At 42.8% G+C, this 26,739-nt stretch carries 24 protein-coding genes; 11 read left to right on the top strand and 13 right to left on the bottom strand.

Going from position 1 to position 26,739, the window contains the following annotated elements; all coding sequences use genetic code 11:
- Positions 1–62: 62 nt before the first annotated feature.
- The 8 genes from yhaM to L1611_RS14980 form a co-directional block, all read right to left on the bottom strand.
- Entirely contained in the window at positions 63–1,028 is a 966-nt protein-coding gene (yhaM, locus tag L1611_RS15015; protein ID WP_236314502.1) for a 3'-5' exoribonuclease YhaM, read from the bottom strand.
- 20 nt (positions 1,029–1,048) lie between these two features.
- Entirely contained in the window at positions 1,049–2,254 is a 1,206-nt protein-coding gene (locus tag L1611_RS15010) for an MFS transporter (RefSeq protein WP_236314500.1), read from the bottom strand.
- Positions 2,255–2,286: 32 nt separating this feature from the next.
- On the bottom strand, positions 2,287–3,624 hold the full coding sequence (locus tag L1611_RS15005; RefSeq protein WP_236314499.1) for a sensor histidine kinase: 1,338 nt from the start codon (positions 3,622–3,624) through the stop codon (positions 2,287–2,289).
- Entirely contained in the window at positions 3,621–4,292 is a 672-nt protein-coding gene (locus tag L1611_RS15000) for a response regulator transcription factor (RefSeq protein ID WP_236314496.1), read from the bottom strand. The genes L1611_RS15005 and L1611_RS15000 overlap by 4 nt, the downstream gene beginning before the upstream one ends.
- A gap of 21 nt (positions 4,293–4,313) precedes the next feature.
- Positions 4,314–7,295 carry an ATP-binding protein gene (locus tag L1611_RS14995; RefSeq protein ID WP_236314494.1) on the bottom strand — a complete coding sequence of 994 codons (2,982 nt, stop codon included), beginning with the start codon at positions 7,293–7,295 and terminating at the stop codon, positions 4,314–4,316.
- Entirely contained in the window at positions 7,292–8,533 is a 1,242-nt protein-coding gene (locus tag L1611_RS14990; RefSeq protein WP_236314492.1) for a metallophosphoesterase family protein, read from the bottom strand. Before L1611_RS14990 ends, L1611_RS14995 begins: the two co-directional genes overlap by 4 nt.
- 332 nt (positions 8,534–8,865) lie before the next feature.
- Entirely contained in the window at positions 8,866–10,134 is a 1,269-nt protein-coding gene (locus tag L1611_RS14985) for an ABC transporter permease (RefSeq protein ID WP_236314490.1), read from the bottom strand.
- Positions 10,127–11,026: an ABC transporter ATP-binding protein gene (locus tag L1611_RS14980; protein ID WP_236314488.1), complete on the bottom strand. Its 900-nt coding sequence runs from the start codon at positions 11,024–11,026 to the stop codon at positions 10,127–10,129. The genes L1611_RS14985 and L1611_RS14980 overlap by 8 nt, the downstream gene beginning before the upstream one ends.
- Positions 11,027–11,157: 131 nt before the next feature.
- Between L1611_RS14980 and L1611_RS14975 the strand changes: the two genes are divergently transcribed.
- Positions 11,158–11,343: a YhzD family protein gene (locus L1611_RS14975; protein WP_225066107.1), complete on the top strand. Its 186-nt coding sequence runs from the start codon at positions 11,158–11,160 to the stop codon at positions 11,341–11,343.
- 241 nt (positions 11,344–11,584) lie between these two features.
- Positions 11,585–12,094, top strand: a complete 510-nt coding sequence (locus L1611_RS14970; protein WP_236314486.1) for an NUDIX hydrolase — start codon at positions 11,585–11,587, stop codon at positions 12,092–12,094.
- A gap of 223 nt (positions 12,095–12,317) precedes the next feature.
- Here L1611_RS14970 and L1611_RS14965 read toward each other — a convergent pair whose 3' ends face one another.
- From L1611_RS14965 to L1611_RS14955, 3 genes are all read right to left on the bottom strand, one after another.
- On the bottom strand, positions 12,318–12,662 hold the full coding sequence (locus L1611_RS14965; protein WP_225066109.1) for a c-type cytochrome: 345 nt from the start codon (positions 12,660–12,662) through the stop codon (positions 12,318–12,320).
- Between the two features lie 184 nt (positions 12,663–12,846).
- Positions 12,847–14,334 carry an aldehyde dehydrogenase family protein gene (locus tag L1611_RS14960; RefSeq protein WP_236314485.1) on the bottom strand — a complete coding sequence of 496 codons (1,488 nt, stop codon included), beginning with the start codon at positions 14,332–14,334 and terminating at the stop codon, positions 12,847–12,849.
- 579 nt (positions 14,335–14,913) lie between these two features.
- Complete coding sequence (locus L1611_RS14955) at positions 14,914–15,762, bottom strand: Cof-type HAD-IIB family hydrolase (protein WP_265738480.1); 849 nt, start codon at positions 15,760–15,762, stop codon at positions 14,914–14,916.
- 148 nt (positions 15,763–15,910) lie between these two features.
- Between L1611_RS14955 and L1611_RS14950 the strand changes: the two genes are divergently transcribed.
- Positions 15,911–16,732, top strand: a complete 822-nt coding sequence (locus L1611_RS14950; protein ID WP_236314483.1) for an AAC(3) family N-acetyltransferase — start codon at positions 15,911–15,913, stop codon at positions 16,730–16,732.
- A gap of 123 nt (positions 16,733–16,855) precedes the next feature.
- On the opposite strand, the gene L1611_RS14945 is transcribed toward L1611_RS14950, so the two are convergent.
- The gene (locus L1611_RS14945) at positions 16,856–17,218 is read right to left on the bottom strand and encodes a YlbF/YmcA family competence regulator (RefSeq protein WP_236314481.1); all 363 of its coding nucleotides are present in this window, start codon (positions 17,216–17,218) and stop codon (positions 16,856–16,858) included.
- Between the two features lie 64 nt (positions 17,219–17,282).
- Positions 17,283–18,422: a DUF445 domain-containing protein gene (locus L1611_RS14940; RefSeq protein WP_236314479.1), complete on the bottom strand. Its 1,140-nt coding sequence runs from the start codon at positions 18,420–18,422 to the stop codon at positions 17,283–17,285.
- A gap of 119 nt (positions 18,423–18,541) precedes the next feature.
- On the opposite strand from L1611_RS14940, the gene L1611_RS14935 reads away from it, so the two are divergent.
- The 8 genes from L1611_RS14935 (at position 18,542) to L1611_RS14900 (ending at position 26,705) form a co-directional block, all read left to right on the top strand.
- Positions 18,542–19,945 (top strand): YheC/YheD family endospore coat-associated protein, encoded by a 1,404-nt coding sequence (locus L1611_RS14935; protein ID WP_236314477.1) that lies wholly within the window; start codon positions 18,542–18,544, stop codon positions 19,943–19,945.
- A complete protein-coding gene (locus L1611_RS14930; protein ID WP_236314475.1) occupies positions 19,938–21,311 on the top strand; it encodes a YheC/YheD family endospore coat-associated protein in 1,374 nt (457 codons plus the stop codon). Before L1611_RS14935 ends, L1611_RS14930 begins: the two co-directional genes overlap by 8 nt.
- Positions 21,308–22,525, top strand: coding sequence for a YheC/YheD family endospore coat-associated protein (locus tag L1611_RS14925; RefSeq protein ID WP_236314473.1), 1,218 nt, complete (start codon positions 21,308–21,310; stop codon positions 22,523–22,525). The genes L1611_RS14930 and L1611_RS14925 overlap by 4 nt, the downstream gene beginning before the upstream one ends.
- A gap of 3 nt (positions 22,526–22,528) precedes the next feature.
- Complete coding sequence (locus tag L1611_RS14920; protein WP_225066117.1) at positions 22,529–22,720, top strand: hypothetical protein; 192 nt, start codon at positions 22,529–22,531, stop codon at positions 22,718–22,720.
- Between the two features lie 221 nt (positions 22,721–22,941).
- A complete protein-coding gene (locus L1611_RS14915; protein WP_236314469.1) occupies positions 22,942–23,832 on the top strand; it encodes a PucR family transcriptional regulator in 891 nt (296 codons plus the stop codon).
- Positions 23,833–23,956: 124 nt separating this feature from the next.
- Positions 23,957–25,057, top strand: a complete 1,101-nt coding sequence (locus L1611_RS14910; protein WP_236314468.1) for an ABC transporter ATP-binding protein — start codon at positions 23,957–23,959, stop codon at positions 25,055–25,057.
- Positions 25,058–25,270: 213 nt separating this feature from the next.
- Complete coding sequence (locus L1611_RS14905; protein ID WP_236314466.1) at positions 25,271–26,056, top strand: transporter substrate-binding domain-containing protein; 786 nt, start codon at positions 25,271–25,273, stop codon at positions 26,054–26,056.
- Positions 26,049–26,705, top strand: coding sequence for an amino acid ABC transporter permease (locus L1611_RS14900; RefSeq protein WP_236314464.1), 657 nt, complete (start codon positions 26,049–26,051; stop codon positions 26,703–26,705). Before L1611_RS14905 ends, L1611_RS14900 begins: the two co-directional genes overlap by 8 nt.
- Positions 26,706–26,739 lie beyond the last annotated feature (34 nt).

The following is a 26,739-nucleotide window of genomic DNA, read 5'->3' as shown; positions in this document are numbered from 1 at the left end:
CTCCTTTGTAGACAAGCTTTGTTATTACAAAGGTATGTTGGAAAACGGTTGTTTATGACTCATTATAAATTAGGAACTGACTTTTTCTGTTCAGTCAAAGGTTTATAGAATGAACGGTTATCAAGCGCATAGACACGTTCCGTGTATTCTCCTGGCTTAACTTTACTTAACGCACGATCCATCATATTCATTTTTGCATCGATGTTATCGATATGATGAAGGATTTCAGCCTCCCGCACTAACGGCGGTTTTGGGCTTCCCCACTCTGCTTTTGAATGGTGGCTCAATACCATATGTTGAAGGATCAATACTTCTTCCCCCTCAATTTCGAGTTCCCGTGCTGCTTCACCGATTTCTTCCACCATCATCGTAATATGACCTAACAGGTTACCTTCAAGCGTATAGTGCGGCGCAACCGGTCCCGACAGTTCCTTTGTTTTCCCGAGATCATGCAAGATGACTCCTGCATACAACAGATCCGTATCTAATGACGGATACAATTGTGCGATTGATTTAGCTAGTTTAAGCATTGAAACGACATGGAAAGCCAGTCCCGAGACGAATTCATGGTGGTTTTTCGTGGCAGCCGGGAATTCGAGGAGTTCCTTCTGATGCTTTTTGACCAAATGTCTCGTGATCCTTTGGATATTCGGATTTTTCATTTCAAATATTGCTTGTGTAATCACTTCAGTCATTTCATCCTGTGGAATCGGTGCAGTTTCCACAAAGTCATGTACACTCACGCTGTCCTGTGAATTCGTCAACCGGATCTGTTTTACTTTAAGTTGTGCTTTTCCGCGATAGCTTGTGATATCCCCCATAACTTTGACAATCGATTCAGGAAGATACTGTTGTTCATCTCCTGGAGTTGAATCCCATAGTTTCGCTTCGATTTCCCCTGTATGGTCCTGGACAATCAGGGTTAAAAACGGCTTTCCGCTACTGGTAACCCCTTTCGTTGCAGATTTGATCAATAGATAATCATCAAATATGTCCCCTACTTGGTAATCTTGAATCCCTCTTTTCATTCTCTTACCTCCTCTTTTTTTCAGCTGCTATTTTCAATGGTTTGTTCTACTTTGTTGGAAGTCCATACTTTCATGGCAGCCAATGCTCCAAGCAAGACTGCCGCCCCAAGCAAATACGGTATATGTATATTGACTTCGAATAAAAACCCGGCAAGCACTGGGCCTGCAGCATTTCCCAAGCTTAAAAATGAATTGTTCAATCCCATGATCGTCCCTTGTTGTTTGCCTGCTAGTTTTGAAATGAACGAATTAAGGGCTGGCCGTAAGATCGAATTTCCTAGAAAGAATATCGAAACTGTCAATATCACGGTTACATAGTTGAATGCAAAAACCATCAGGATGAACCCGATCGCACTCCATAGCAACGAACCTGTCACGACACGGTCATCTCCAAACCGTTTCGTCAGCCTCCCTACCAATGTCCCTTGTGCCACTGCTCCGATTACACCTGTGATGGCTACGATGATGCCAACTTCAGCAGGGTCATATCCGTATCTTTTTAATGCATAGAACCCGAAAATTGACGTGAAATTGGCAAGAGCAAAGCTCATCACAAAGACAAGGATGAGCAGAAATCCGACAGGACTCCTCAAGGCGATCCACATTCTCTTGAATTGGTTCATCTTCTCTTCATTCTTCGCCTCTTCCATCGCTTCAGGAGAAAGTGTTTCCTTCAGCATGAATACCGAAAGAATCGCAGCAGAGGTTCCGGCAAGACCAGCAACAAGGAATGGGAGTGAGAGATCGATTTCGGCAAGCCATCCGCCGATCCCAGGTCCTATTACAATTCCTAATGCCATCGCTGCTCCTAAAAGGCCCATCCCTTTTCCCCGATCTTCTTCCTGAGTGACATCGGCCACATAGGCCATTGCTGTCGGCATAATGGCAGAACCGAACGTTCCTGCTAAAATTCTTGAAGCATAAAGCATCCAGAGATCAGTGGCAAAAGCAAAAATGAATTCAGCTGCAGCGAAACCGAACATTCCTAATGTGATCAATGGTTTCCGGCCAATCCGATCTGATAATCTCCCCCAAACCGGTGCCAAGAGAAATTGCATGAACGCAAATGAAGCAACAAGCAATCCAAGATCTCTACCTGTCGCGTTGAACGCCTCTACATAATAGGGCAGAATCGGGATGACGAGTCCGATTCCGACCATGATGATGAATAAATTAACCATTAACAGGAGCATCGGCCCCTTGTAATTCTTCTTCACTTCTTCCATACAATCATCCTTCTATATTACAATCGGTTCACTTAAATGACGATTATGATTGAAACCCCATTTTCGTTATTTTGAACCTCTACAGTTCCATTATGAAGTTCGACGATACGTTTGACAATAGCGAGTCCCAGCCCGAATTGGCCTTTATGACTTTTCTGAAAAGGCTCGAATAACCTTTCAAGACTTTCTTCAGGTATGGGATCACCGTCATTGTGTATGATCATGAGTGTTTTCCCCTCTGATTTTTCACAGGTGATGTCGATATAGGATTCTGCGTAGCGGAGCGCATTCTGGATGATATTCTCGAACACGACTTCCCATTGACTGCGATCCCCATTAAGCACGATTTCTTCCCCGCTCATCCGTATTTGGACATCTTCCCTTTGATATAAGAACCGATCGAGGACTTCCTGTATTAATGAGCCGAAACGGAAGGTTTCTTTTTTCGGTTCGGCATCTTGCAGTGTATCAAGCTTTGAGAAATAAATCATATCCTTCACACGTTCTTCCATACGACTGGTTTGGCTGATGATCACATCCATCATCTCTTCAAGGTCTTTCTCAGGGAATATACCATCCTTAACGGACTGTGCATAGCTTTTGATTGTCATGATTGGTGTCTTCAACTCATGGGAAGCGTGCTGTATAAACCGCTTTTGGGACTGGTCATTCCTAATCAAGTTCTGCCTCATCCGTTCAAATTGTTCTGAGAGCTGCTGAAAATCCTTATCCCCTCTCAATTCGAACGGTTCACGCCAATTGTGGTTCCCAATCTGTTCAAACCTTTCACCGAGCGCTCTTAATGGCTTCCTCAAGTAATTGGATAGCAAAATCGCAGGTATGATACTGATTGCAATACCGATAACGAAAATCCAAATCAACCTTTCCCATAAACGCCGCATGAGCTGATCACGATAAGTGTCCCACATATATGAAACCATGAATGCATTATTCCCGTTCACTTCAATCGGCTTGATGACATAGAAGAGTGTGGCATCACGATAGGAAAGCTGGAAATCACCTTCATCCCCTTCAAGAAAAATGGCTTTTTCCCACATATTGTGCAAAACGGTTTCCGGTACATTGTCGCCTTTGATGACGAAAGATTGATCACCTAGTATAAGATGTCCGACAGATCTCGCCGCTTCTCTCCGCTCTATGAAATTGAGATTTGTATCCGGTAGTTCCTGTTCTGGACCAGTTGGCCCCTCCAGAATAAGGTTTTGCTGTTCTTTGATGATCCGATACGATTCATCTGTCAACGTTTCTCGCATAGATAGGGGGTAGATGATGACGACACATAATCCGACGACGAATACAAGCAGGAAAAAGGACAGCCAGATCCGCTGTGCGATGCTCAGCTTTTTCACGAGGTTTCAATCCTGTAACCACCGCCGTATAACGTTTCAAGATTGAGGCGCGGCATCTTCTTGCGGATTCTGCGGACTACGTCATCGACAGCGCGTTCGGACCCGACATAATCTTTCCCCCATACATTTTCAAGAATGTCTAAACGTGATTTTGTTTCATTCAGATGCTCTGACAGAAAGAGCACGACCTCGAATTCTTTCGTGGTCAAATCGACCACCTCATTTTTATAGGTTATTTTTCTTTCAATTGGCTGGATACAATAATCATTCACCAAGCGATTCTGATACTTCCCGCCCGGTCCTTCATAGACACGCTTCATAAGCTTTTTCGCCCTAATCACAAGTTCCTTCGGCAAAAACGGTTTTGAAATATAGTCGTCACTCCCCAATTCCAATCCGATGACACGGTCGAGATCCTGGTCCCTTGCTGAAGTGAAGATGACGGGGACATCTGTCCGTTTTCTTATCTGTTTTAAAATTTCATATCCATCCACACCAGGAAGCATGATATCCAAAACCCAGAGGTGGGGCGGCTTATCCAAGTACTCCAATGCACTTGTGCCATCATGAAAGACTTCGACCTCCCAACCCTCTTTTTCCATATATGCTTTTAGTATAGCCGATAGATCCTGTTCATCTTCCACGAGATAAATGGTATAGCTTGCCATATCGCTCAACTCCTGCAGAAACTAATAAGTTTGTGTTTCACGTTCCGTTATTGCTGGCAACCGTAATGGGCGGCCAGACAGGTGCGCCGCGGTTGTTCCATGACATGTAAAATAAAGGACCTGTCTATCACCGGCAATAGACCTGATAAGGTCAAAGGCCAATTTCCGGCGCTTCTCATCGAAGTTCACAAGGATATCATCCATGATCAAAGGAAAGTCACCTTTATTTTCATATTCTTCTGCCAAAGCGATCCTTAAAGATAAATAAAGCTGCTCCATCGTAGCTCTGCTCAACTCTTCCGGCCTGAAAATCACTCCATCATTACGCTCGATAAGAAAACTCTCTTCACCTTTTGGGGCGATGATCCGGGTGTATCCCCCTTCTGTCATTGCAAAAAAATAATTCTCTGCCCTGTTGATGACTCTTGGTTGTCTTTCTGCCTGAAAGTTTCTTTTAGCTCGGTCGAGTATATGTTGTGCAGTCCGATAGACTGCCCATTTCTTAGCTTCTTCAAGAAATTCACTCTTGGCCAGGTGCAGGGTATGAAGTTGATTCGAATATGTCCCGTCTTCTTCTAGATGGGTGATGGTTGCTTGAAGGCGGGAACATTCATCACGTAACCTGTCGATGATACTGATGGTCCCTTCAAGTTCTTCTTCCGACTCTTTCAGCCGGGATAAAAGATTCAACAGCTCTTCTGGATTCTGCTCAAGATGTTCAATCGTTTTCTGATCAGTCGTCGATTCAAGCTGGGAGCGGACCATCTGCAGTTGTCCTGTCCACTTCTCATATTTATCATTCGCTTTTCCTTTTTGTCGGAAAGCTTCTTCATCATGAACCTCAGCTTTCTGGAACAATTTCTGGATCTCTTGTGTATATTGGGCTAGCTTTTTCTTCAATCCCTCATGATGTTCTCTAAGGTCGGCAATTGAACGTGTTAAGGATTGCCTTTCTTTCCGTTTTTTCTTCTCCTCATCCAAGCGGCTTGACAATTGGGCCATGAGTTTATCAATCGACTGGGTACTATCGATTTGGACAGTGTCAGCGATTTTCTTTACCGCATCTTCGTATCCAGTGATCTCTCCCAGGAGCTTTTCAAGGCCTTTTTTCAGATGGGAACGTTCCGTCAATCTTTTCTTCAACTGGCTGATCCGGTCGAATATTTCAAGAAGCATGTTGTCCGGAACATTAACTGGCATATGGCACAATTCCCTCCATTCAGCCAATTCATCCTTTACCCGATGATGATTGATCTCCCATTCATCATAACGACGGGCGACCTCCTGATATCGTTTTTCAAGATCCCGTTCGTGTTCCTTAAGATGCTCATATTGTACAACAAGCTGCTGTTGATTGAGGATCAATTGATTCAGCCGGTCCAATTCAGAGGGATCATAGCTTTTATGACGACCATCAAGTTCATTCTCAAGGTCTTTAATTTGCTGTTCGAGTAAGTCTCCCTTGCCTGTACCGTCATTTTTATGAAGAAGAAAACCTGTCCCGATCAAACTGATTCCAATGATCATTCCTGCTGCATAATCGCCATTCATTATCCAGATACCGGCCAATACCACACCAAGAACGATCAATACCCAAATGGTGATCCGGGAAGTTGGATTTTCAACAGATGGATGTTGAAGACTTTTAAGTCTTTCGATCCGTTCCTTTATAAATTCCGGCGACTGGCTTGATAAGTGCGTTACTTTTTCCCGGTAAGACTGGACTGTTTCCTCTGGGAGGATTTGTTTTTTTATCCTCACCCTTTTTGCTTCATTCGTCTCCAACAGTTCTCGAGCTTGCAGCAAGCCCTCGTCAAGTCTTTTTTGATCCTCCTTCGATTGATCAAACCTTTTCAGTCTCGTCATCAATTGTTGCTTTGTAACGAGATCCGTTTTGACCGATTGAATCCTCTCTTCTGTCCATTCCTGACCGATTGTACGTATTTCATGATCGATTTCTTGTTGTAAGTAATCGATCCGTTCCTCCATCTTGTGGTAATCTTCAAGCCTTCCTTTAAACAGTCGGTAGGAACTCTCCAATTCAATGATTTCAGAGGACAGGTGCATCCATTTACCGTCCAGTTGTAACGCATGGGTTTCCTCCTCATTCTTCCTGATTAAATCTTCCGTATGTTCACAGTCACCGATCAACTCGATTTTTCTTTCTTTCAAACTTCGAAACCGCTCCAGCCCTTCCTCTGGAAATGGCGTAGCAACGGGTAGCTCCATTAACTGATGCTCGATTGTATTTTTTCTTTCGATGAGCGGGTTGATCGATTGGATATGCTGGAGCTCTGTCAATTTTTGTTGGAGGCTCTTTTTTGTTCTTTCGTATTGTGCCAATTCTTCTTTTTTATCCGCTAATTCAGCCCTCATCCGATTATACTCATCAAGCTTTTTACGCCATTGCTTCACATTTTGTTCCAACTCTTGAAGGTTATTAAGCTTCTGATTCAAAAGCGGATTCTTCCCATTCGGTTTGAACCGTTTATTTTGATTTTCCTCAAAGGCGGTTGAGATTTCATTAAGCTGTTGGGCACCTGTCAACCCGGCATTGAAAAGGTATTCCCCCAACTGTTCTGACTTGATTTCATTTACCATCTGCAATCCGTCCAGATTAAAAGAAAACACATCATGGAAGGCCTGGTGATTCACTTCTCCTAACAACTGGCTTAAGAATCCTTCATCTACTCTTTCCCCATCTTCTTTTAAAATTGTGACGGTTCCTGATGCGCCCCCTTTCCGTTCCACTGTAAGAAGCCCATGCTCGATCGTTTCGATACGCAGCTTTCCTCCGTAAGCCTGAGTCGTTTTCGGTTCATACCTCAACCGCTTCTCACTTCTCTTCGGAAAACCGAACAACATATAATCCATGAAAGCCATCAACGTTGATTTACCTGATTCATTATCCCCATAGATGACCTGAAGATCTGTGTCTTCAAATTGGATGAATTCATTCTCGAAACGACCGAAACCGTATATATGTAAGTCCTTGATTCTCATCGGTCCCCCTGCCTTTCTGAGTGCAGGGCCATTGATTCGATCAAAAGCCTCTTCGCTTCCTCTAAAATTTCTTCATCTTCAAAACTGCCCTCATCCAAAAATTTCTTCGCTTTTTTATGCTTCAAGAGTGGTTCCAAAACAGGCTCGACCTTGTCCATTTCCTCGAAAACAGTGAAAATTTCCTTCATGAAAGGTGAATTTCCGAGTTCGCTGATAACTTCCGAGTAGATAGGTTCTACTTTTATCTGATCAACCCATACAAATGGTTCTTCCATCTCTTCTCCGTCTTGCAAATGCTCGAGCAAATCATCGAGTGTATCGTTTTCATAGAGTGATTGGAGAGCAGGGCTTTCCCCTGAAAGCTCAATTGATAGAATCGTATTCACTTCTGTTGCTCGAAATCTCTCTTTTACAACGTGTAGGTGATGGATCAGCTCATCCACCGAATCAGAATGCAGAGTGGAAAGATGTTCAGTCTCCCATCTTACAACAGAAGAATCAAGGAAGGTCAATGTGGTTTCTGCCTCTGTCATATCAACTAGATAGCATCCTTTCTCACCGCTCTCTTTCCTATTCAATCCTTGAATGTTACCCGGATAGATGATATGTGGATGATGCGACAACTCCTCCCGTTTATGGATATGGCCTAATGCCCAGTAATCAAATGGGTGAGCTTTCAATTCATTCAGCATGAAAGGAGCATATGTGTGATGATGGGTGGTTACACCGCTCGTTCCGTGCAATAATGCGATATGGAATGGGGCACCATCTACCTTTTTGTATTTCGAGGAGATGTTTTCCGTGACAGTTTGTTTTGGAAAACTGTAGCCGTATAGATGGGCAAGGACCTCGCCTTCTTTTTCAAAAGGGATCATGTTTGGCTCCTTGCTGCTGAAGAAATGGACATTGTCGGGCCATGTAAGTTTGACGTACTCGCCAGCCAAATGGTCATGGTTTCCATGGATGACATATACATCGATTCCATCATTCTCAAGTATTTGAAACTGATTTTTCAGGAACAATTGCGCTTTCAGACTCCGATTCGCGCCATCATATAAATCACCTGAAATTACAATGAAATCGACTTGCTTTTCAATAGCACATCCAACAATGCGTTCAAAGGACCGGAACGTACTATCTTTGATGAGATGGAATATAGGCTCCGGTAAATGGCCCAACCCCTTGAAAGGCGTATCAATATGTAAATCTGCAGTATGTAGAAACCTTATTTTCCGCATTGTTACCTCATCCTTTCATTGCAAGATCTTTAGTGTTATTTTACCACATCTATACGAGCGCTTGTTCGTCATCCTCTATGTGTTAGAAAAACGCAAACGGCCACGAAGGTTTACTGGAAGTCCGACGAGGAGGCTCGAACCAAACAAAGTTCGGTCCTGCGTGGGTAAACACTACGAAACCAAATCAATGTGTTGCCGCCGAAGGAGGACTGAAGTGATTCTAGTGGTTGGGCGTTTGAGCCAGACATTCTTTCATCGAAACAAAATTTTTTTATGCTTTCATATCTTTTAAAAAAGACCCTATCCATGGATAGAGCCTTTGCAGTCGATTATTATTTTTTCGTCAACTGGATCGCTTTTTTGAAATTTTTCAAACTGGATGCATTGCCGTACATCAGGACACCGCCGCGATAGACTTTGGCAGCTATGACTGCGAAGATACCGATCGTTACGACAAGGATAAGGATACCGAGCAGGACTTCCCATATAGGTATACTGAGCATACCGACCCTCAGGAACATGATCATCGGGGTAAAAAACGGGATATATGACATTACGGCTACAAAGCCTGCTTCAGGAGTAGCGAGCCCTGACATCGCCCCCATGAATGCAACTACAATAATCAGTATGACCGGTGTGATCACCTGGTTAGCCTCTTCTACCTTATTCACTAATGAACCGAGCATTGCAAGCAATGTCGCGTACAACAGGAATCCGAGCAGGAAAAAGATGATGGCATAGACGACAGTCGAGATCGGCAGTTGGTCAATCTGGATCAATGAGGAGAAATCGGTCATTGACTGCGTTGATTCTTTTTCTGGTGAGGGGCTGTATTCAAGAGATAAGAATCCGACCAAAAAAATCAGGAAAAACTGCGTCAACCCTAGGAGTGCAATCCCGAAAATCTTTCCAAACATCTGCTTGACAGGCGACACGCTTGAAATGAGGATTTCCATCACTCTTGATGATTTTTCAGTCGCTACCTCGGTTGCAATCATGCTCCCATAAAAAAGGACAGCAAAATAGATCACAAACAGAAGGACATAGACGATGGACCGGGCCTGGTTCAGCTCTTCTTCAGTTTTTGCTCCTTCTTGCAAGGATTCTTTTTGAAAGGGTACCGGTTCATATAAGGTTGTCAACTCGGCAGGATCTATACCCAGTTCCTGTGTGGCAATCATGACCTTCGTCTGCTGCAGATTGTTTTCAATATTATTGATCCAATTCGCTTCCGGTACGCCTGCTGTTTTCAAAACCCCTTCAGGCAAGCCTTTTTCATTTTTTTCAAGGACCAGGAGCCCATCGTATTCCCCATCCAGGACCCGTTCTTCCGCCTCTGGTGCGTTTTGGTCTGCTTGTATCAGATCGATGTTATCTGACGTGTTTTCAACCTGCTGCTTCAATGGTTCATAAAAACGGCCTGATTCATCAAGCACGGCCACTTGTTTGTTTTCTTCTTCCCCATCAAAAATTGATAGTATGGACTGCATGTTGGTAAGCCCAAGGATCAATAAGAGTGAAGCAAACGTTGTCAGTAGAAACGCCTTCGTCCGAATCCTCATTTTATAAGTATGTAACATGACGATCCATAGCTTATTCATACGATGCACCTACTTTTTCAATAAAGATATCATTCAACGATGGTTCTTCAAGCTCGAATTTACGGACGAACCCTTTGCTCGTGATGCTTTCAAAGATTTTTTGCGATACTTCTTCGTTTTCGACTTGGAGATGGACCCCTTCGGTAACAGGCTTATATTTCAAAACCCCAGGAATGTCCTTCAGGTAACTGAGATCAAATTCAGCATGGACCGTCACATTCTTTTTTCCGAATGATCGTTTCACTTCTTTCAATGAACCATGAACGACAGGACGTCCTTTGTGAAGGATGCACAGATGTTCACAAAGCTCTTCGACGTGCTCCATCCGGTGGCTAGAGAAAACGATTGTCGTCCCTTCCTTCTTCAATTCAAGTACGGCTTCTTTCAGCATTTCGACATTGACCGGATCAAGTCCGCTGAATGGTTCATCAAGGATCAGGATTTTCGGCCTGTGGAGAACGGCTGCAATGAACTGGATTTTTTGCTGGTTCCCCTTCGATAACTCCTCGACTTTTTTATTTTCAAATTCTGGTACTTTGAAGCGTTCAAGCCACTCTTTCATTTGTGGCAAGATCTCTGCTTTCTTCATACCTTTCAGGCGTCCTAAATAGAGTAATTGGTCGGAAACTTTCAGACTTGGATAAAGACCTCTTTCTTCCGGAAGGTATCCTATCAAATGAGAATCCTTTTGGGATAAAGGTTTATTGTCCCACATAATCCTTCCAGCCGTCGGTGTCAATAATCCGATCACCATCCGAAACGTCGTCGTTTTCCCTGCTCCATTCGCTCCTAAAAGCCCGAAGATTTGATGGTCAGGTATTTGGAAGGAGACATTATCCACAGCGGTGAATGCTCCGAATTTCTTTGTCACTTTTTCAATATGCAAACTCATGGTTTTCACTCCCCCTCACTTATCTAACGGTTTTTTCGTAAAAAAGTTTCATCGTTTTACCAAATAATTAACAAGCAGGAGATTCGGGTAACATCTAGAATAAGCTAGAAAAAGGAGGTTAGGAAGATCACATGAAAATGTACATCATAACCGTTTTTGATAACAAGGGCGAAAAGATTTATGAAGAATCCTTTGAAGCTACTGACAATAAAGAGGCAAAAAGGATCGGACAGGATATACTTGAAGATAATGATTATGAAAACCACACAAGCAGGGTGACCTCACCTTCTGGAGAACTTGTCTTATTCCACAGATGACACACATTGAAGGGTGCTGTCCCAAAACAATCGTGCCAGACACCACCATCACAACATTCTATGTCAATCCTATGCTTTTTTTCAAAATGGTGTGAATCAGGCATATAGGGACAGCCCCTTTTTATTTGTCCTTTTTTTGATATGATCGTAAAGAGTCTTTATGATTACTAGGAAATTTTGCTTTGGCCGTGTAACGGGTGTTTCGAGAACTAGCAAATTTCCCCTAATGAAGGAGGTAGGTATGAAATTCCATAAACCATTGCTTCATCATAAAGAATCTACTGTATTTGAAACCAAATCAGGATCTCTTTTCATTGAAGAAAAGAAAGCTGCTTCTGTTGCAGTCGTCGTCTTGCATGAAGGGAAAATTACACTCGTAAAGCAATTCAGACATCAGATGGCTGAACTGACGTTCGAGCTTCCAGGGGGAGGCCTTGAATCAAATGAGGATGCGGAACAAGGGGCGAAACGGGAGTTAAAGGAAGAAACGGGAATCGTGGCTGAACAGTTTACATACTTAGGCAAATTCCATCCTCAACCTTATTTTATAAATCGCTTTTCCCATTTGTATTTTACAGATTCCATAACGAGTTTTGGTAATCAAAAGCTGGATGAGGACGAAGAAATCGAGGTCGTTCACATGCCTGTCAGTATTGTGTTCAAAACAATACGTGAGGGGAAGATATCGGATGGTGAACTTGGATATGCACTATTCTTATGCCAGTTGAACGGATTTCTTCCACATAAATAAAGAAAAGCGCAAACGCCCTGGTTAACCAAGAAGGTCACTGGAAGTCTGACGAGGAGGCTGCCGCCGCAGGAGGACTGAAGTGATCCAAGTGGTTGGGCGGTGGAGCCAGACATCACTTCACCGTAACCAAAATTTTTATATATTCTTATCCTTTTAATAAAAGATGACCTTTTAGGGATGAAACGTTCCGTCAAGGTCATCGTTTTACCGATTCAAGTTTTGGTTATTCCATTGTCTCAAGCCAAGCCGCAACGTTTTCCGCTTCTTCACCCTTAATCAATCCACCAGGCATTCCACCGCCACCATTCTGGATTTTTTGAAGTATCTCGTCCTGGCTCATTTCTTTTCCGACTGCTTCAAGAGAAGGAGCGTTTCCTCTGCCCTCAAGGTTTTGCCCATGACAGGAAGCGCAGTTCTGTTCAAAGGATTTTTCAGCAGCAGCAACATCTACAGATCCACCGCCGCCGCCTTCCTCATTCCCTCCATTCTCTTCTTCTCCACCACCACATGCTGCTAGTCCAATCACAAGGAACAGAGAAAAGGCAATGACTGATAATAAACGTAACATTTCAACACCCCACTGAAATTTTGATGTTTTCATTTTTCCCTAAATCTTTTTTATAAAACATTATTTTTCCATTAAAAAACTACCACAGTCACGAGTACTGTGGTAGAGTAAAATTTACTCTTTTCAATTTTATTATGAAAACCGGACCTAGCCTCCGCCTAGTCCGATCTCCTTATATGGTTGCTTAGCCCATATTGATCCATACACTCTTGACTTCTGTGTAGTTATCAAGTGCATAGGACCCCATCTCACGGCCGATACCAGATTGCTTGTATCCGCCGAATGGTGATGCAGCATCAAACGCATTGTAGCAGTTCACCCAGACTGTTCCAGCTTTCAAGCGATTTGCTACATAGTGTGCATTCTTGACATTTTCAGTCCATACACCTGCAGCGAGTCCATAATCGGATAGGTTTGCACGATCGATAACTTCATCCAAGTCCTCGAATGGCATTGCTGCCACAACAGGGCCGAAAATTTCTTCCTTCGCGATCGTCATTGAATCATTGACGTCTGCAAAGATTGTAGGTGATACAAAGTAACCTTGATCATAAGGCTTCGTTCCACCAGTCAATAATTCAGCACCTTCAGACTTACCTCTATCAATATAGCCTAACACACGGTTGTGCTGCTCTTCAGACACAAGTGGCCCCATTTCCGTATCAGGATCAAGTCCCATGCCCTGCTTTATTTTTTCAGAGTGAGAGACAAGGTCTGCAACAACATTGTCGAACGACTTCTTCTGAATGAACAGTCTGGATCCAGCACAGCACACTTGACCCTGATTGAACATTATACCGGATAATGCACCTGGTATTGCTTTAGTCATATCTGCATCAGGAAGGATGATGTTCGGTGATTTACCACCAAGCTCAAGCGTTACGCGCTTAAGGTCGTTTGCAGCAGTACGCATGATATGCTTACCGACTTCAGTCGATCCTGTAAAAGCGATCTTATCGACCATCTCATGTTCAAGGATCGGTCCGCCTGTTGTTTCACCGTAACCCGTTACGATGTTCACGACACCTTCCGGGAATCCGGCTTCTTGCATGAGTTCAGCCAAGTATAATGCCGAAAGTGGCGTTTGTTCAGCAGGCTTCAATACGATCGTACATCCACTAGCTAATGCGGCTCCCATTTTCCACGCAGCCATTAATAGCGGGAAATTCCATGGAATGATTTGTCCTACTACACCTAATGGCTCATGACGAGTATAGTTGAAGAACTTACCGGAAACCGGGATGGTTTGTCCTACGATTTTCGTCGCCCATCCAGCATAATAACGGAAGTGCTCGATCGCGAGCGGGACATCCGCGTTCATCGTTTCACGTATAGGTTTTCCGTTATCAAGTGTATCTAATTGTGCTAATTCCTCTTTATTCTCTTCCATCAAATCTGCCAGCTTATAGATCAATCGGCTCCTTGATGCAGCACTCATCTTGGACCAAGGACCTTCGTCAAAAGCTTTTCGTGCAGCACGGACAGCGCGATCGACATCTTCTTTTTCCGCTTCACTTACGATAGCAAGGACTTCACCGTTGGAAGGATTTAATGATTTAAATGTTTTACCAGAGGCAGAAGGAACCCATTCCCCATTGATAAACAATTTTTTCGTCCCATTCAAAAATTCAGCGACTTTCGGCTTCAATTGAGCGTCTAATACTTTTTCCATCATAATCCTCCTTCAATATTTAAGATGCACCAAACTATTTCTCGAAGGAAGATGAAATCCCTTTCGATTCATAAACTTTTAACATTTGTGTTGTCGAGGTATATCGTCAATTTACGCAAAATGAATGAGGCAGCCTTGATTCCCATTTGTATGAATATTGTTTACAGAGGCTTTTCCAGCAATTGTTATAATGTCGATATTTCTCGAAGTGGAAGGAGGCAAAAGTAAATTCAGTGCTGAGGATTTTCTCTTCGTAATTTTTGTAATATTTTTTTAACATTACAAGCCCGAACGATTATATATCTGGGATTGTTTTTACCGGCCTTCTGTACTGTTTTTTTTGATAAAAAGCGGGTAATTTGGACATCTGGTTCGTTAAATGGGAACTGAAAGGGTAATAAGGGTTGTGGGCTCGAACCCAAACAAAGTTCGGTTCTGCGTGGGTAAGCACTTCGCCCTAAGCCGCAGGAAGACTGAAGTGACCCAAGTGGTTGGGCGTTGGAGCTGGACATTACCATCGAAACAAAATTTTTATACTTTCTTATCTTTGAAACAAAAGAGGCTGAATGGATCAGCCCCTTAATATTGAATCGGTTGTTCGATTTGCGTTTTCATTTGTCTACGGAACACTTCACGTACCAAATATCCGACACCATGCTGGTCATTCGTCCGGGTCACCCAATCCGCTGCGTGTTTCACTTCCTCAGATGACTGCCCCATTGCTACACCCAAACCGACACTCTGGATCATTTCCACATCATTCGTAAAATCCCCTACCGCAACCATTTCATCCATCGAAATACCGAGATGCTTCCCGAGGATCTGCAAGCCTACAGCCTTGTTGACCGATTTTGGAATGATTTCGAAATCGCATCTTGTTGAAGCGGTGATCGATATACAATCTACCCTTTCCTTCAACTCTTCGGTGGCGGCTTCCTTCTCTTCACTATTAAAGAATTGGACATCGATTTTTGGAACAGACATCGGCTTTTCTTCTAAATGAACGCTTAAATTTTCTGTGAAGGTCACAGGATAGAACAATGGATCTCCGAGACCCATCGTCATTTTCGCGACGATATGGGATTTTTGCTGGACTTGGTTTCCTAAAGAATATCGTTCGTGTAACAATCGAATATGTGCATCATACTTCTCCACGATCTGGACGATTTTCCGCACATCATGTGCAGAAATCCGTTCATCGTGAATAGGATCATCAATTGATGATGCGATCAAGGCACCGTTATGTGTTATAAGGACGCTATCCAGCTTCAATGCCTTTGCGATTTTTTGGGCAGAAGGAAAATTTCGTCCTGTAGCTAGGGTCACATACACCCCCTTGTTTTTTACATAGTCAATCGCTTCTTTCGTTGAACGATCAATCCGAAAATTACTTCTGAGCAGGGTACCGTCGATGTCTAAAGCAAGCAGTCGATATACCAGGATAATCCCTCCAATCTAGACTTCTCCTCTTCTCATCTCTATGACACAATAGGAACGAATAGAACTCGGTCAAGACAGGACTTCAAACACTTTTATCGAATTAGTTGGTTGGCTGAAATTTTAGGGGGAACCAATCATGGAACGTAAAAGCATACAAGAGACGGATCAACCAAGGACAAGAAACAGTCTGAAAGAGGATCTCCAAAATCTTGGGGTAAAAGAAGGCATGACATTGATGGTGCATGCTTCATTGAAGTCTTTAGGCTGGGTTTGCGGCGGTTCGCAAGCTGTCATCCAGGCTTTGATGGATGCGGTGACACCCAAAGGAACATTGGTCATACAAGCCCATTCCGCAGATCTCTCCGATCCCGCTAACTGGATTAATCCTCCTGTACCTGAAGATTGGTGGGAAACCATTAGACAGACGTTGCCCGCATTCGACCCGAAGATGACGAAAACGAGAGGATTAGGTATCATTCCTGAACAATTCCGCACCTATCCAGATGTTCTGCGCAGCTATCATCCAAATATGTCTGTTGCAGCATGGGGAAAGTTTGCAGAGAAAATAACAAGCAATCATTCGCTTGATAATGGATTAGGTGAACAATCCCCCATCGCTAAAGCCTATGATCTGGATGCCTATGTGTTATTTTTAGGAACTGACTTCGATACACACACATCTTTCCACCTGGCTGAGCATCGATCCGGCGTACGAAAGACTGTGTCACAAGGTGCACCTATCATTGAAAATGGAAAGCGCTTATGGAAAAACTACCTGGAAATTGATTACGATGATGAACCATTTGGAGAAATCGGCAAAGCATTTGAGAAGGAAAATAAAAATATCCTGACTGGTAAAGTCGGTTCCTCTGCCTGTAAACTTTTCAAACAGAGGGAATCCATCGATTTTGCAGTCAACTGGTTTAAAAACAACAAAAAGATTTTTATGTCAAGCTGAGTTTAAAGGGGGAAGGTCGCTTCCGCTTTTCTTTAGTGGAAAGGGAGTGAATTTCGCTGATCAACAAACAGAGCCAAACCTTAAAAAACGGCTGGCAAAATGCCAGCCGTTCCAATGCTTATATTATTGTTCAGGTTGCTCTGGAGTTCCGTACAATTCTTCCAAAGGCTTCGTAACGATTTTGTTAATGTCCTGGATAAGCGTGCTTACACGCTGCTCTGCGCTCATCAATTTGGAGATCACTTCATTTTGTTGGACAAGCTCAAATGTTTGTTGAGCTTTCTGAGCTTCCTCTTCTGTGATCTGCTGTCCTTGCATCTGCTTTTGTTGAAGCTCTACTTGCAAGTTACGGAAGTTGTCAAACATGTTTTTGACGCTTTCGTCCGCATTCACTTGATCATACAAGCCCTGAAGCTCCTTAAAGTCATCACTTTCACGCAATGCATTTTCTAATTTGTATGCCGCATCATGGACATTTTTGCTCATAGTTAGCCTCCTAATTATTAATCAATGCCGTAACAATCAAGCACCGTTACCACTATAACAGGCTTCAGGTCATAAAGTAAACCATTAGACCCTGTATGAAGCCGATGATCCCACCAAGCAATGCTCCTAAATAGGTAATCATCTTCAATTCCCTTCTTGATATCGATAGGACCATTTCCTCTAACCTCTGCACAGAAAACGTACCGACCTGCTGACGGACTAACTCTGACAACTGCAGCTTCTCCATGATCTTTTCCATGTGGGTCCCCACCCAACCCAATGAACGATCGACGATTTCTGGGACCAGCTCCATTTCGATTTTAGGACGATAAGGTTGGATGATTTCACTGACGGGCTTTGAAAAGAGCGTTTCAGTGTCTAGCTGCTCAACAGCCCATTCTACCACTTTTCCTTCTACATCTCGTAATTTAAACAGGTCGATGAATTCCGCCAAAGGGCGCTCTTTAAGCATATGCCACTCTTTCACCAGAATACGCTCCATCATTTGTGCAACCGTATCTTTCTTCAAAATTTTGATCAATTCCGCCTGGACTTTATCAACCAGGCTTTCATTGCCAAGAAACATATTGAGCATGTTACCTAACATGCCCCTTCCAGCTAGAAACTCATCAATTAATTGTTTCAGCTGCTGTTTTCCTTCAGCACTGATCACAAAATCGACCATCCTGTTTTGAATGAACTTTGTTGTGTGTGGTATGTACGATTCGATCCTCAGGTTCACCGATTCTGTAATGAGAGCCTTGATCGGCTTTTCTTCCAGACGACCGAACGTTACACGAGCCCGTTCCAGTATAAAAGTTTTGAGCTTTTCATCAAATTTATCATTGAAGTGGTCTTGTTTCAGCAGGTCTGAAGCAAGGTCATTGATCGATTTATCCGTTTCAAGCTGTTTACTGACCTCTGATTGAGCCCATTTGACAAGTTCATTCTTAAAGTGGGATTGGGCCAATTTCTGCTGCAGTCCTTCTTTTGTGATCAAGTGATTGACAACCATTTGACCTAATTGGACTGCGAGTTCTTCTCTCCTTTTCGGTATCAGACCTGGTGTGAAAGGAAGCTTGTAACGTCCTATATATAATGCTTGATAAGGACGGAACAGCATTTTGATCGCTAGTGAATTAGTGAACCCCCCGATCGTCGCTCCGATTGCGACCATCATCAAAATAATCAATATAAACTCCATAAATACCAACCTTCCATACTTATGTCACCGATTAGCGTGCCTTACCATAGTATACGATATCCGCACTTACCTATAAAGAAATCATTATTTTATCAATAGCAGATGAATGAGGGAGCATCATGGACAAGAAAATAAGCGTTTATTTCACAAATGTACAATCATCATCTTCCTCAAACCCATATATGATCTGGCTAAGTAACCATCTACTTACTTATTTCGGCATTCAAATGAACGAGAAAGTCTGGGTTAGATACGGAAGTGAACGAATACAAGTCATTTGTAAAGGAAAGATGGATGAAACTTGCTTCACGATACAATTCCCCGAGGAGATTCGCTTTGCACATCATTTCCCCGAATCTGGTCAATACCATACGCTCACCTACGATCAGCTGTCAAAAGAACTGAGGATAGGACCTATCATTGCTGTGATCACTGAAAAAATCGAGCATATGGAAAAGCCTTTCGGAAATATCACTGGATTTTCTAAAGAGATCGCCTCTCTATGCCGCGACCACCTTGTGACATTTTATTTATTTTCATTAGAGGATGTCCTGCCAGATTGTATATACGGTTACACGATAGAAGACGGAAAACTCACCCAGAAGGCCTTCCCATATCCGGACATCATTCATAACCGTATTTCTACCCGCTCGGTGGAACGTTCTGAAACATGTGCCCGATTTTTCGAACATTGCCAAGAGTGGGGAATTCCTTATTTTAATGACCATTTCATAACAAAGTGGGCTGTATTTCGCATATTAGTAGAATGTAGTGCTTTTGCTGCTTACTTACCTGAAACCCATAAAGAGATGAATGAAGAAACGTTGAAAAAGCTGATGGCTAGACATACCTCCCTCTATTTGAAGCCGAACAATGGCAGAGAAGGGAAAGGAATAATACGGATCAATAAAATAGAAGATGGAAAATTCCAGCTGGAGTCATCCTCAAAGATTGATCCACCGATTCCGCTGCTATCTACTGAAGGTGTATGGAAGTTCATCAAAAATTTCGTTCCTTTGGAAGACTACATCACCCAGCAAGGTATCCCATTGATCACCCATTCTAACGGAAATGTCGACTTCAGGATCCTCTGTAATCGTAACGAAAAAGGCGATTGGTGTGTCACTTCAAGTATCGCAAGGGTTAGTGATACACATTCCATCGTTACGAATATGGCCTATGGGGGGCAAGCCTATCCATTATCAGATATGCTTCTAAACCATTTCGAAAAACCGAAAGCTTACCAGATCAAGGCACTTCTATACGAACTTGCATTAGAAACTTCTAGGAGCATAAACATGTTCGCAGATGGCATTTTCGGGGAGTTCGGTATCGATTTTGGTATAGATCTGAAGGGACATCCATGGATATTAGAAGTGAATACAAAACCCTCTAAACAGTATTTGTCAGCTCAAAAACAACCTGATATCCGTCCATCTGCACAAGGAATTTTCCTTTTCGCCAACTATTTATACACAACCTTCAAGACTAACGAGTTACGAAAGGAGTATGATCATGCTTAACCCTCAATCGATTCCTATTATCGAAGAGCAGCAGGTTAACATCTATACCCCATTCAGCCTTTTTCAGCAGTGGGTGAAGAACCGCTCTTTCCCTGCAAAAGTCATGTATGGCCAGCGTCAAATTCCTGTTACTTTTCAGCCCAATCCCGATCGTAAAGAACACTACATGATTTCTACAGCACTTTGTAAGAAGTTGAATTTACTAAAAGATCAGCAGCACCATATTCATGATTCGTATGATACATTGCACATCGGCCCAGTCGTCGGTATTTTTACTGCCGGATTTACCGGTGGCACCTATAAACCGATAGGCGAACGATCGTCCATGTTCGCAAAACTCCTTTCAGAAGCCAAGAAGCTCGGCGTTACTGCCTATGTATTCGGTACACATCATATTAATTGGGAAGAAAAGCAGATTAACGGCTACCTATATGATCAGTCAGGATGGAGTCAACAACACCTTCCTTTACCGAATATCGTTTATGATCGCCTGCCAAACCGTCGGATCGAAGGGTTGAGTTCTACACTCGATACGAAAACGAGACTGGAACAGGAGCCAAGCCTGCTTTGGTTCAATCCCGGATTTTTCGATAAATGGTCTGTACATGAAATGTTGGCAAATGACAAACCTGTGCAACATTATTTACCCGAGACTGTTAAAGACCCGACCAAAGATCAAATCGAGGAATTACTCTACCGTTATAAGAATGTTTATATAAAACCTACTAATGGCAGCCTGGGGATCGGTATCCAGCAAATCCTCAAAAGAAGAAAAGATTCAAGCTACTATTGTAAATTCCGTACGAACGGGCAAAATCGTTTGCGTCGATATAGTTCTTTGAAAAGATTACTACGCCAGCAATTTCCGAATGGGCTTTATGGTTATATGGCACAACGTGGAATCAATCTTTTGAGTTGGAACGGAAAACCGATCGATTTCAGAGTCCATACGAACCGGAACCGATATGGCCATTGGGAAGTGAGTGCACTGGCTGCTAAGCTTGCAGGAACCGGGAGTGTCACAACCCACGTAACGAGTGGCGGAAAAGTCCTTACTTTGCAGGATATCGTCAATGAACTGGGAAAATCCAAGTCTATCACGGAGGATATGAAGCGTGCCGTACTGAAATTAAGTGACACCTTGACAGAAAATATGGCTGGAATCGTCGGTGAAATCGGATTTGATCTAGGTATCGATACGTCAGGTTCGGTTTGGTTGTTTGAAGCGAATTCCAAGCCGGGACGCAGTATTTTCAGCCATCCGAATTTGAGTGTATATGATATGAAGACTTCTGCTCTTCCATTCGAATTCTCCATTTATCTGTATGAACAACTTATCCAGAGACAGGTTGCCATTAAGAAATGATCCGGATCAGCTGGGACATTGACTCAAAAAGCTGGTACCATCATGAACCAAACGAAGTGGTCGTATGGGGAGCGGCAGATGAACCCCTCCCCTTTTCACCTTGTTCAAACAACGGCTCGAGCTTTACTCTAAACAAAAATGAATTCAACAAAGCCGGCCCGGTCATCGGGATATTGACATCATCTGATAAAAACCTGCCCTTTATCGGCAATACCGATACATTTATCCGATTGATCCGGTATGTAACCGGAAAGGGTGGCTTAGCAGTCGTTTTCACACCTATGGATGTTTCCATTTCATCGATTCACGGCTATACCTTAAGTTCAGGTGATCGGAAGTGGGAACGGATAAGTATCCCGCCTCCTGACTTTGTCTATAACAGGATTCCTTATCAAAAAGACGAATCCAGCAAGGAGTTCCAATGCTTTATGGAATGGTTGGATCGCTACTCCATCCCCTACTTCAATCACTGCTTTTTTTCAAAGTGGCAAACTTACTTGATTATGAACGATAACCTATATTTGCAGCGTTTTTTGCCTGAAACAAAGCGTCTTTCTTCAAAACGAAAGCTTAGGGACTTTCTGAAGGAACATAAGCAAATTATGTTCAAGCCTAGTGCAAAATCAAAGGGTGAGGGTATTTTCTCTTTAAAATATAACGGCGATGGAAGTCTTTTATATCAATCGAATAATGGAACTGTCTATACAGACCTTGATCAATTATGGACCATCTTACACACCAGAAAAGACTTGATTATGCAGCGATATGTAAAAAGGAAACAGTATCAAGCAAGACCGTTCGATTATCGTATTCTTGTCCAAAGACTAGAGGAAGATTGGCATATAACAGGTTATGGCATACGGTGTGCAGGCCGGGACCAGTTGACGACACACGTTCCATCAGGCGGAAAATTACTTCCTGCTGCGACAGCACCCCTTGATATGAAAATCATTCAAAAAATAGGCTTTGAAATAGGGAAAACACTGGATTATGCCTTTGGTCCAGTAGGGGAGTTTTCAATCGATCTCGGTGTAGATTCAAAAAATCGCTATTGGATCTTCGAGGTCAATTCGAAACCGATGGTGTTTGATGAGATCGACATCCAAAACCAATCCATTGAGCGTTGGTATCAGCAAATATTATCATTGACCGGTTTTGCTGCTTCTGACATAAAGGAATGCTCCCACACTCATACTATTGGAAAAGGAGGATGAATGATGACTGAAAAAGGTTCACAATACGAAGGAAGAGATCGGGCTCATATGGATGTCGATCGGATGATCAATGAAGGGATGGCCGGTGGAACGGTCATCAACCGACATGATCCAGAACAAATAGATGAAAGCCGGCCGCTGATTAAAGAAGAGCCACCTGTTGAATATAAGAAGAAAAACAAAGATAAACACTGATTTATACTGGCGTTTATCGAGTGGGGCTGTCCTATAAGTGTCTGACTCAGCATTTCTGGACAACATTCCGAGAAAATTTTCTTGTAAAATGTTGTGTTGGCGGTGTCTGACACAATTGTTTTGGGACAACCCCATTTTCCTTAAGACACTTCCATTTTCCTTTCAACCTGATTGAATTGTTATAATGAATGTACGACTAATATGAAGGGAATCAACGTTAAATGTCTGATATCAAAAAATTGCAGAAGATATTCGGTAAAAAAGCGTTTGTGCGAGCAACTGATGAAGAAGACTCTGAGCACTATACTTGGTACCGTACCTCTGAAGGTGAAGAAATTGGAATAGATCTGGACACTTTATCAAGCGATTCAGAAAAATTGCTTGACGTTTTTCTGACCCCATTATCGAAACGTCCGATCCAAGAAGATGAAAGGCAACTAGCCTGGTATGAAATGCTTTATAATAACCGTACTCCTGATTCCAACCATAATTTTGAGTCGGGACGTTTTTTACATTTCAGTATCCGTAGCCAGGATGTTGAACATGATTTATTTGTCGAAGCCTTTCAAAACCTGCTGTCCGAGAAGGTTATCCCTGTCTGGAAAGACCGATATACAGGTGTGTTTATGGAGCCCGCTTCTGAGACTTATGCTTCGATCGATCAGTTGGTTGAACTCCTTGACTCTATTGAGAGTGATTTTTATATGAAATCAACCCTGTTCATCGGGTCGACATTTACTAATATAACTGAGGCGAAGCAGCAATTTGATAAAGAATCCACCTTTTATAAATTTGCAGCCGACCATCCGCAAAGCAAACGGATACATACACTTTCCAGCGTTTTTCCGTTGGTCCTCCTCCATCAGTCACAAAAAGAGGATACCCGTTATATATATGAAAAGATCCTAAGCCATGTGGAGCCTGAACTTTTAAAAACAGTCAAAACACTGCTTGATTGTAATTTGAACCACACACTTGCAGCCAAAAAACGATTCATCCATCGGAACAGTCTCCAGTATCGAATGGAAAAGTTTGCCGACCTTACAGGACTGGATCCGAAGGTGTTCGAGGATGCTGTCACTATCCATCTACTTCTTTCCATGGAAGAGTAAGTATTTGTACAAATCGCCTAATCAACTTTTTATTTTTTGTGCATCCCTCCAATTTACGTTTTTTCCAAATAAGTCTACACTTGTATGTATTAAAGAAAACGTTTTCAAGAGAGGGGCTCGCAAAATGGCAGAAATCGAATTGAAGAGTATCGTCAAGGAATACGATAACAAAGTGACCGCAGTACAAGACTTCAACCTGAATATCAAAGATAAAGAATTCATCGTGTTCGTCGGTCCATCCGGATGCGGGAAATCAACAACACTTCGTATGATTGCCGGTTTAGAAGAAATATCGGATGGGGACCTTTATATCGGGGAAAAGCGCGTAAACGATGTTGCTCCAAAGGACAGGGATATCGCGATGGTTTTCCAAAACTATGCCCTATATCCTCATATGAATGTTTATGACAATATGGCTTTCGGCTTAAAACTTCGTAAGTTTGACAAAAAGGAAATGGACAGGCGTGTAAAAGATGCTGCTCGTATTTTAGGACTTGAACAATATTTGGATCGAAAACCTAAAGCACTTTCAGGTGGTCAGCGTCAGCGTGTCGCACTTGGTCGTGCGATCGTCCGTGACCCTCAGGTTTTCTTGATGGATGAACCTCTCTCCAACCTGGATGCAAAACTCCGTGTCCAAATGCGTGCAGAGATCACAAAGCTCCACCAACGCCTACAAACGACTACGATCTATGTAACCCATGACCAGACCGAAGCAATGACGATGGCAACTCGAATCGTTGTCATGAAAGATGGTGTCATCCAGCAGGTCGGAACACCTAAGCAAGTCTATGATACACCGGACAACGTATTCGTCGGTGGTTTCATCGGCTCTCCTTCAATGAACTTCCTGCATGGCAAGCTTCAGGACGATACATTCATGATGGACAATATCAAAATCAATGTTCCTGAAGGAAAGATGAAACTTTTACGTGAAAAAGGATATGCTGGGAAAGAAGTCATCCTCGGGATCCGTCCAGAGGACATCCATGATGAACCCGTTTTCACCGAAGCCTCCATCGGTTCGAAGATTACAGCAGCGATCGATGTTGCAGAACTTATGGGTGCTGAGACCTACCTTTACTCTACTGTTGCAGGCCAAAGCTTCATAGCACGTGTCGACTCTCGTTCCGATATCAAAAACGGACAAAAGCTTGAACTTGCTTTTGACATGAACAAATGTCATTTCTTCGATCCACAAACAGAAAGCAGAATCCGTGATTAATCCCGAAAAATTTCAAACACCATCTGAGTATTCATTACTCGGTGGTGTTTTTATATTTGATTTGAAATTAAGCTGGCATCATGGTTCAAGCAAAAATGTATATACTACATAATGATTGACTTCCCTGGAATATCTTATTAGAATATAGGTTATGAATCGTAGTTATCCTATGAATTTAATCGGGATTAAATAACTTAAAAGGGAGAAATATACATGAATCGTAACTATTTTTTTCTTTCACTGTTGACCGCCTTTATGCTAAGTTTGGTAACCGCATGCGGGGCATCTGACGACAATGGGGGAAGTACAGGTAAAGATGAACGTGAAGTGTTGAAGATCGGTACGGAAGCAACCTATCCACCATTCAGTTACCGTGATGCTGAGTCGAATGAAGTGACTGGGTACGACGTGGAGATTGCTCGTGAAGTCGCAAAGCGAATCGGTATGAAACCTGAATTCATCCCTACCGAATGGAAGGGAATGTTCTCTTCTCTAGACTCCAAACGCTTTGATATGGTAGCCAACCAAGTGACGATCACCGACGAGCGAAAAGAAAAATACGCTTTCTCTGAACCTTATACGAAATCAGGCGGCCAGGTCATTGTCCATGAAAGCAATGATGAGATCAAAGGGATCAAAGACTTGAAAGGGAAGACCGTCGGTACGACACAAGGAAGCAATTATGCAAAAGCGGCTGAAGAAGCTGGTGCAAAAATCAAATACTATAAAGGGATTGCCCAGGTCCTTGCTGACTTGAACGTCAAACGTATCGATGCAGCATTGAATGACAGACTTTTCATCCAACAAGAGTTGAAGGACAGCAATTATGAAGTGAAAGCTATCGGTGATCCATTCAATGAAAATGAAATGGCCTTCGCTTTCCGCAAAGACCAGAAAGACCTTATCGAACAAGTGAATAGTGCGTTGAAGGAAATGAAAGAAGACGGCACCATCGCTGAAATCTCCGAAAAATATTTTGGGGAAGATGTAAGTGAATAAAGATACCTTGGATCTGATGATTAACTCCCTCCCGTTCCTGCTGGAGGGAGTTAAAATTACTGTGATGTTGAGTGTCATTGCCATCTTTGCATCTTTAGCGTTAGGCTTGGTGATCGTTTTATTCAGGATTTCGAACTCAAAGATCCTTTCTGGATTTGCACGCTTTTATGTATCTTTTTTCCGGGGCACCCCCCTACTGACACAGCTCCTTGTCATCTATTTCGGTTTGACATGGTTATATGCCTTTACGGGCTGGCAGGCGGCAATACTAGGGTTGACGCTCCATTTCAGCGCCTATATATCTGAGTCTTATCGTGCTTCCATCCTTTCAATCTCAAAAGGCCAATGGGAGGCAGGTTATTCTTTAGGCATGAGCACGGCTCAGGTTTTGAAAGAAATCATTCTCCCCCAGGCATGGAGAAGATCGATCCCACCTGTTTGGAATTCGCTTATCGACATCGTGAAGGCTTCCTCTCTAGCCTCAGTCCTTGCAGTTGATGAACTGACAGCACGAGCAGAACAGATTGCAGCTTCAAACTTGGTCGTATTCTGGATTTTCCTTGAAATCCTATTTATGTACTGGGCATTGACGACCATCTTGAGTTCCATACAGACTTATCTTGAGCGAAAGCTGAGGGTGGGTGCCTGAAAGAGCAATAGCCATTTGTACTGTTGCTCTTTTT

Origin of the sequence: Pseudalkalibacillus salsuginis, from assembly GCF_021646685.1 — a bacterium.
Classification (GTDB): Bacteria; Bacillota; Bacilli; order Bacillales; family Fictibacillaceae; genus Pseudalkalibacillus; species Pseudalkalibacillus salsuginis.
This window is presented reverse-complemented; position numbering and strand designations above follow the sequence as displayed.

Excerpts from the sequence above, each read along its gene's own strand:
- L1611_RS14930 (WP_236314475.1), top strand. The coding sequence starts at position 19,938 with ATGCTTAACCCTCAATCGATTCCTATTATCGAAGAGCAGCAGGTTAAC.
- L1611_RS14965 (WP_225066109.1), bottom strand. The coding sequence starts at position 12,662 with ATGTTACGTTTATTATCAGTCATTGCCTTTTCTCTGTTCCTTGTGATT.
- L1611_RS14915 (WP_236314469.1), top strand. The coding sequence starts at position 22,942 with ATGTCTGATATCAAAAAATTGCAGAAGATATTCGGTAAAAAAGCGTTT.
- L1611_RS14935 (WP_236314477.1), top strand. The coding sequence starts at position 18,542 with ATGGACAAGAAAATAAGCGTTTATTTCACAAATGTACAATCATCATCT.
- L1611_RS14940 (WP_236314479.1), bottom strand. The coding sequence starts at position 18,422 with ATGGAGTTTATATTGATTATTTTGATGATGGTCGCAATCGGAGCGACG.
- L1611_RS14920 (WP_225066117.1), top strand. The coding sequence starts at position 22,529 with ATGACTGAAAAAGGTTCACAATACGAAGGAAGAGATCGGGCTCATATG.
- yhaM (WP_236314502.1), bottom strand. The coding sequence starts at position 1,028 with ATGAAAAGAGGGATTCAAGATTACCAAGTAGGGGACATATTTGATGAT.
- L1611_RS14910 (WP_236314468.1), top strand. The coding sequence starts at position 23,957 with ATGGCAGAAATCGAATTGAAGAGTATCGTCAAGGAATACGATAACAAA.
- L1611_RS14975 (WP_225066107.1), top strand. The coding sequence starts at position 11,158 with ATGAAAATGTACATCATAACCGTTTTTGATAACAAGGGCGAAAAGATT.
- L1611_RS14905 (WP_236314466.1), top strand. The coding sequence starts at position 25,271 with ATGAATCGTAACTATTTTTTTCTTTCACTGTTGACCGCCTTTATGCTA.
- L1611_RS14990 (WP_236314492.1), bottom strand. The coding sequence starts at position 8,533 with ATGCGGAAAATAAGGTTTCTACATACTGCAGATTTACATATTGATACG.
- L1611_RS14945 (WP_236314481.1), bottom strand. The coding sequence starts at position 17,218 with ATGAGCAAAAATGTCCATGATGCGGCATACAAATTAGAAAATGCATTG.
- L1611_RS14925 (WP_236314473.1), top strand. The coding sequence starts at position 21,308 with ATGATCCGGATCAGCTGGGACATTGACTCAAAAAGCTGGTACCATCAT.
- L1611_RS14995 (WP_236314494.1), bottom strand. The coding sequence starts at position 7,295 with ATGAGAATCAAGGACTTACATATATACGGTTTCGGTCGTTTCGAGAAT.
- L1611_RS14985 (WP_236314490.1), bottom strand. The coding sequence starts at position 10,134 with ATGAATAAGCTATGGATCGTCATGTTACATACTTATAAAATGAGGATT.
- L1611_RS15000 (WP_236314496.1), bottom strand. The coding sequence starts at position 4,292 with ATGGCAAGCTATACCATTTATCTCGTGGAAGATGAACAGGATCTATCG.
- L1611_RS15010 (WP_236314500.1), bottom strand. The coding sequence starts at position 2,254 with ATGGAAGAAGTGAAGAAGAATTACAAGGGGCCGATGCTCCTGTTAATG.
- L1611_RS14980 (WP_236314488.1), bottom strand. The coding sequence starts at position 11,026 with ATGAGTTTGCATATTGAAAAAGTGACAAAGAAATTCGGAGCATTCACC.
- L1611_RS14960 (WP_236314485.1), bottom strand. The coding sequence starts at position 14,334 with ATGGAAAAAGTATTAGACGCTCAATTGAAGCCGAAAGTCGCTGAATTT.
- L1611_RS14970 (WP_236314486.1), top strand. The coding sequence starts at position 11,585 with ATGAAATTCCATAAACCATTGCTTCATCATAAAGAATCTACTGTATTT.
- L1611_RS14950 (WP_236314483.1), top strand. The coding sequence starts at position 15,911 with ATGGAACGTAAAAGCATACAAGAGACGGATCAACCAAGGACAAGAAAC.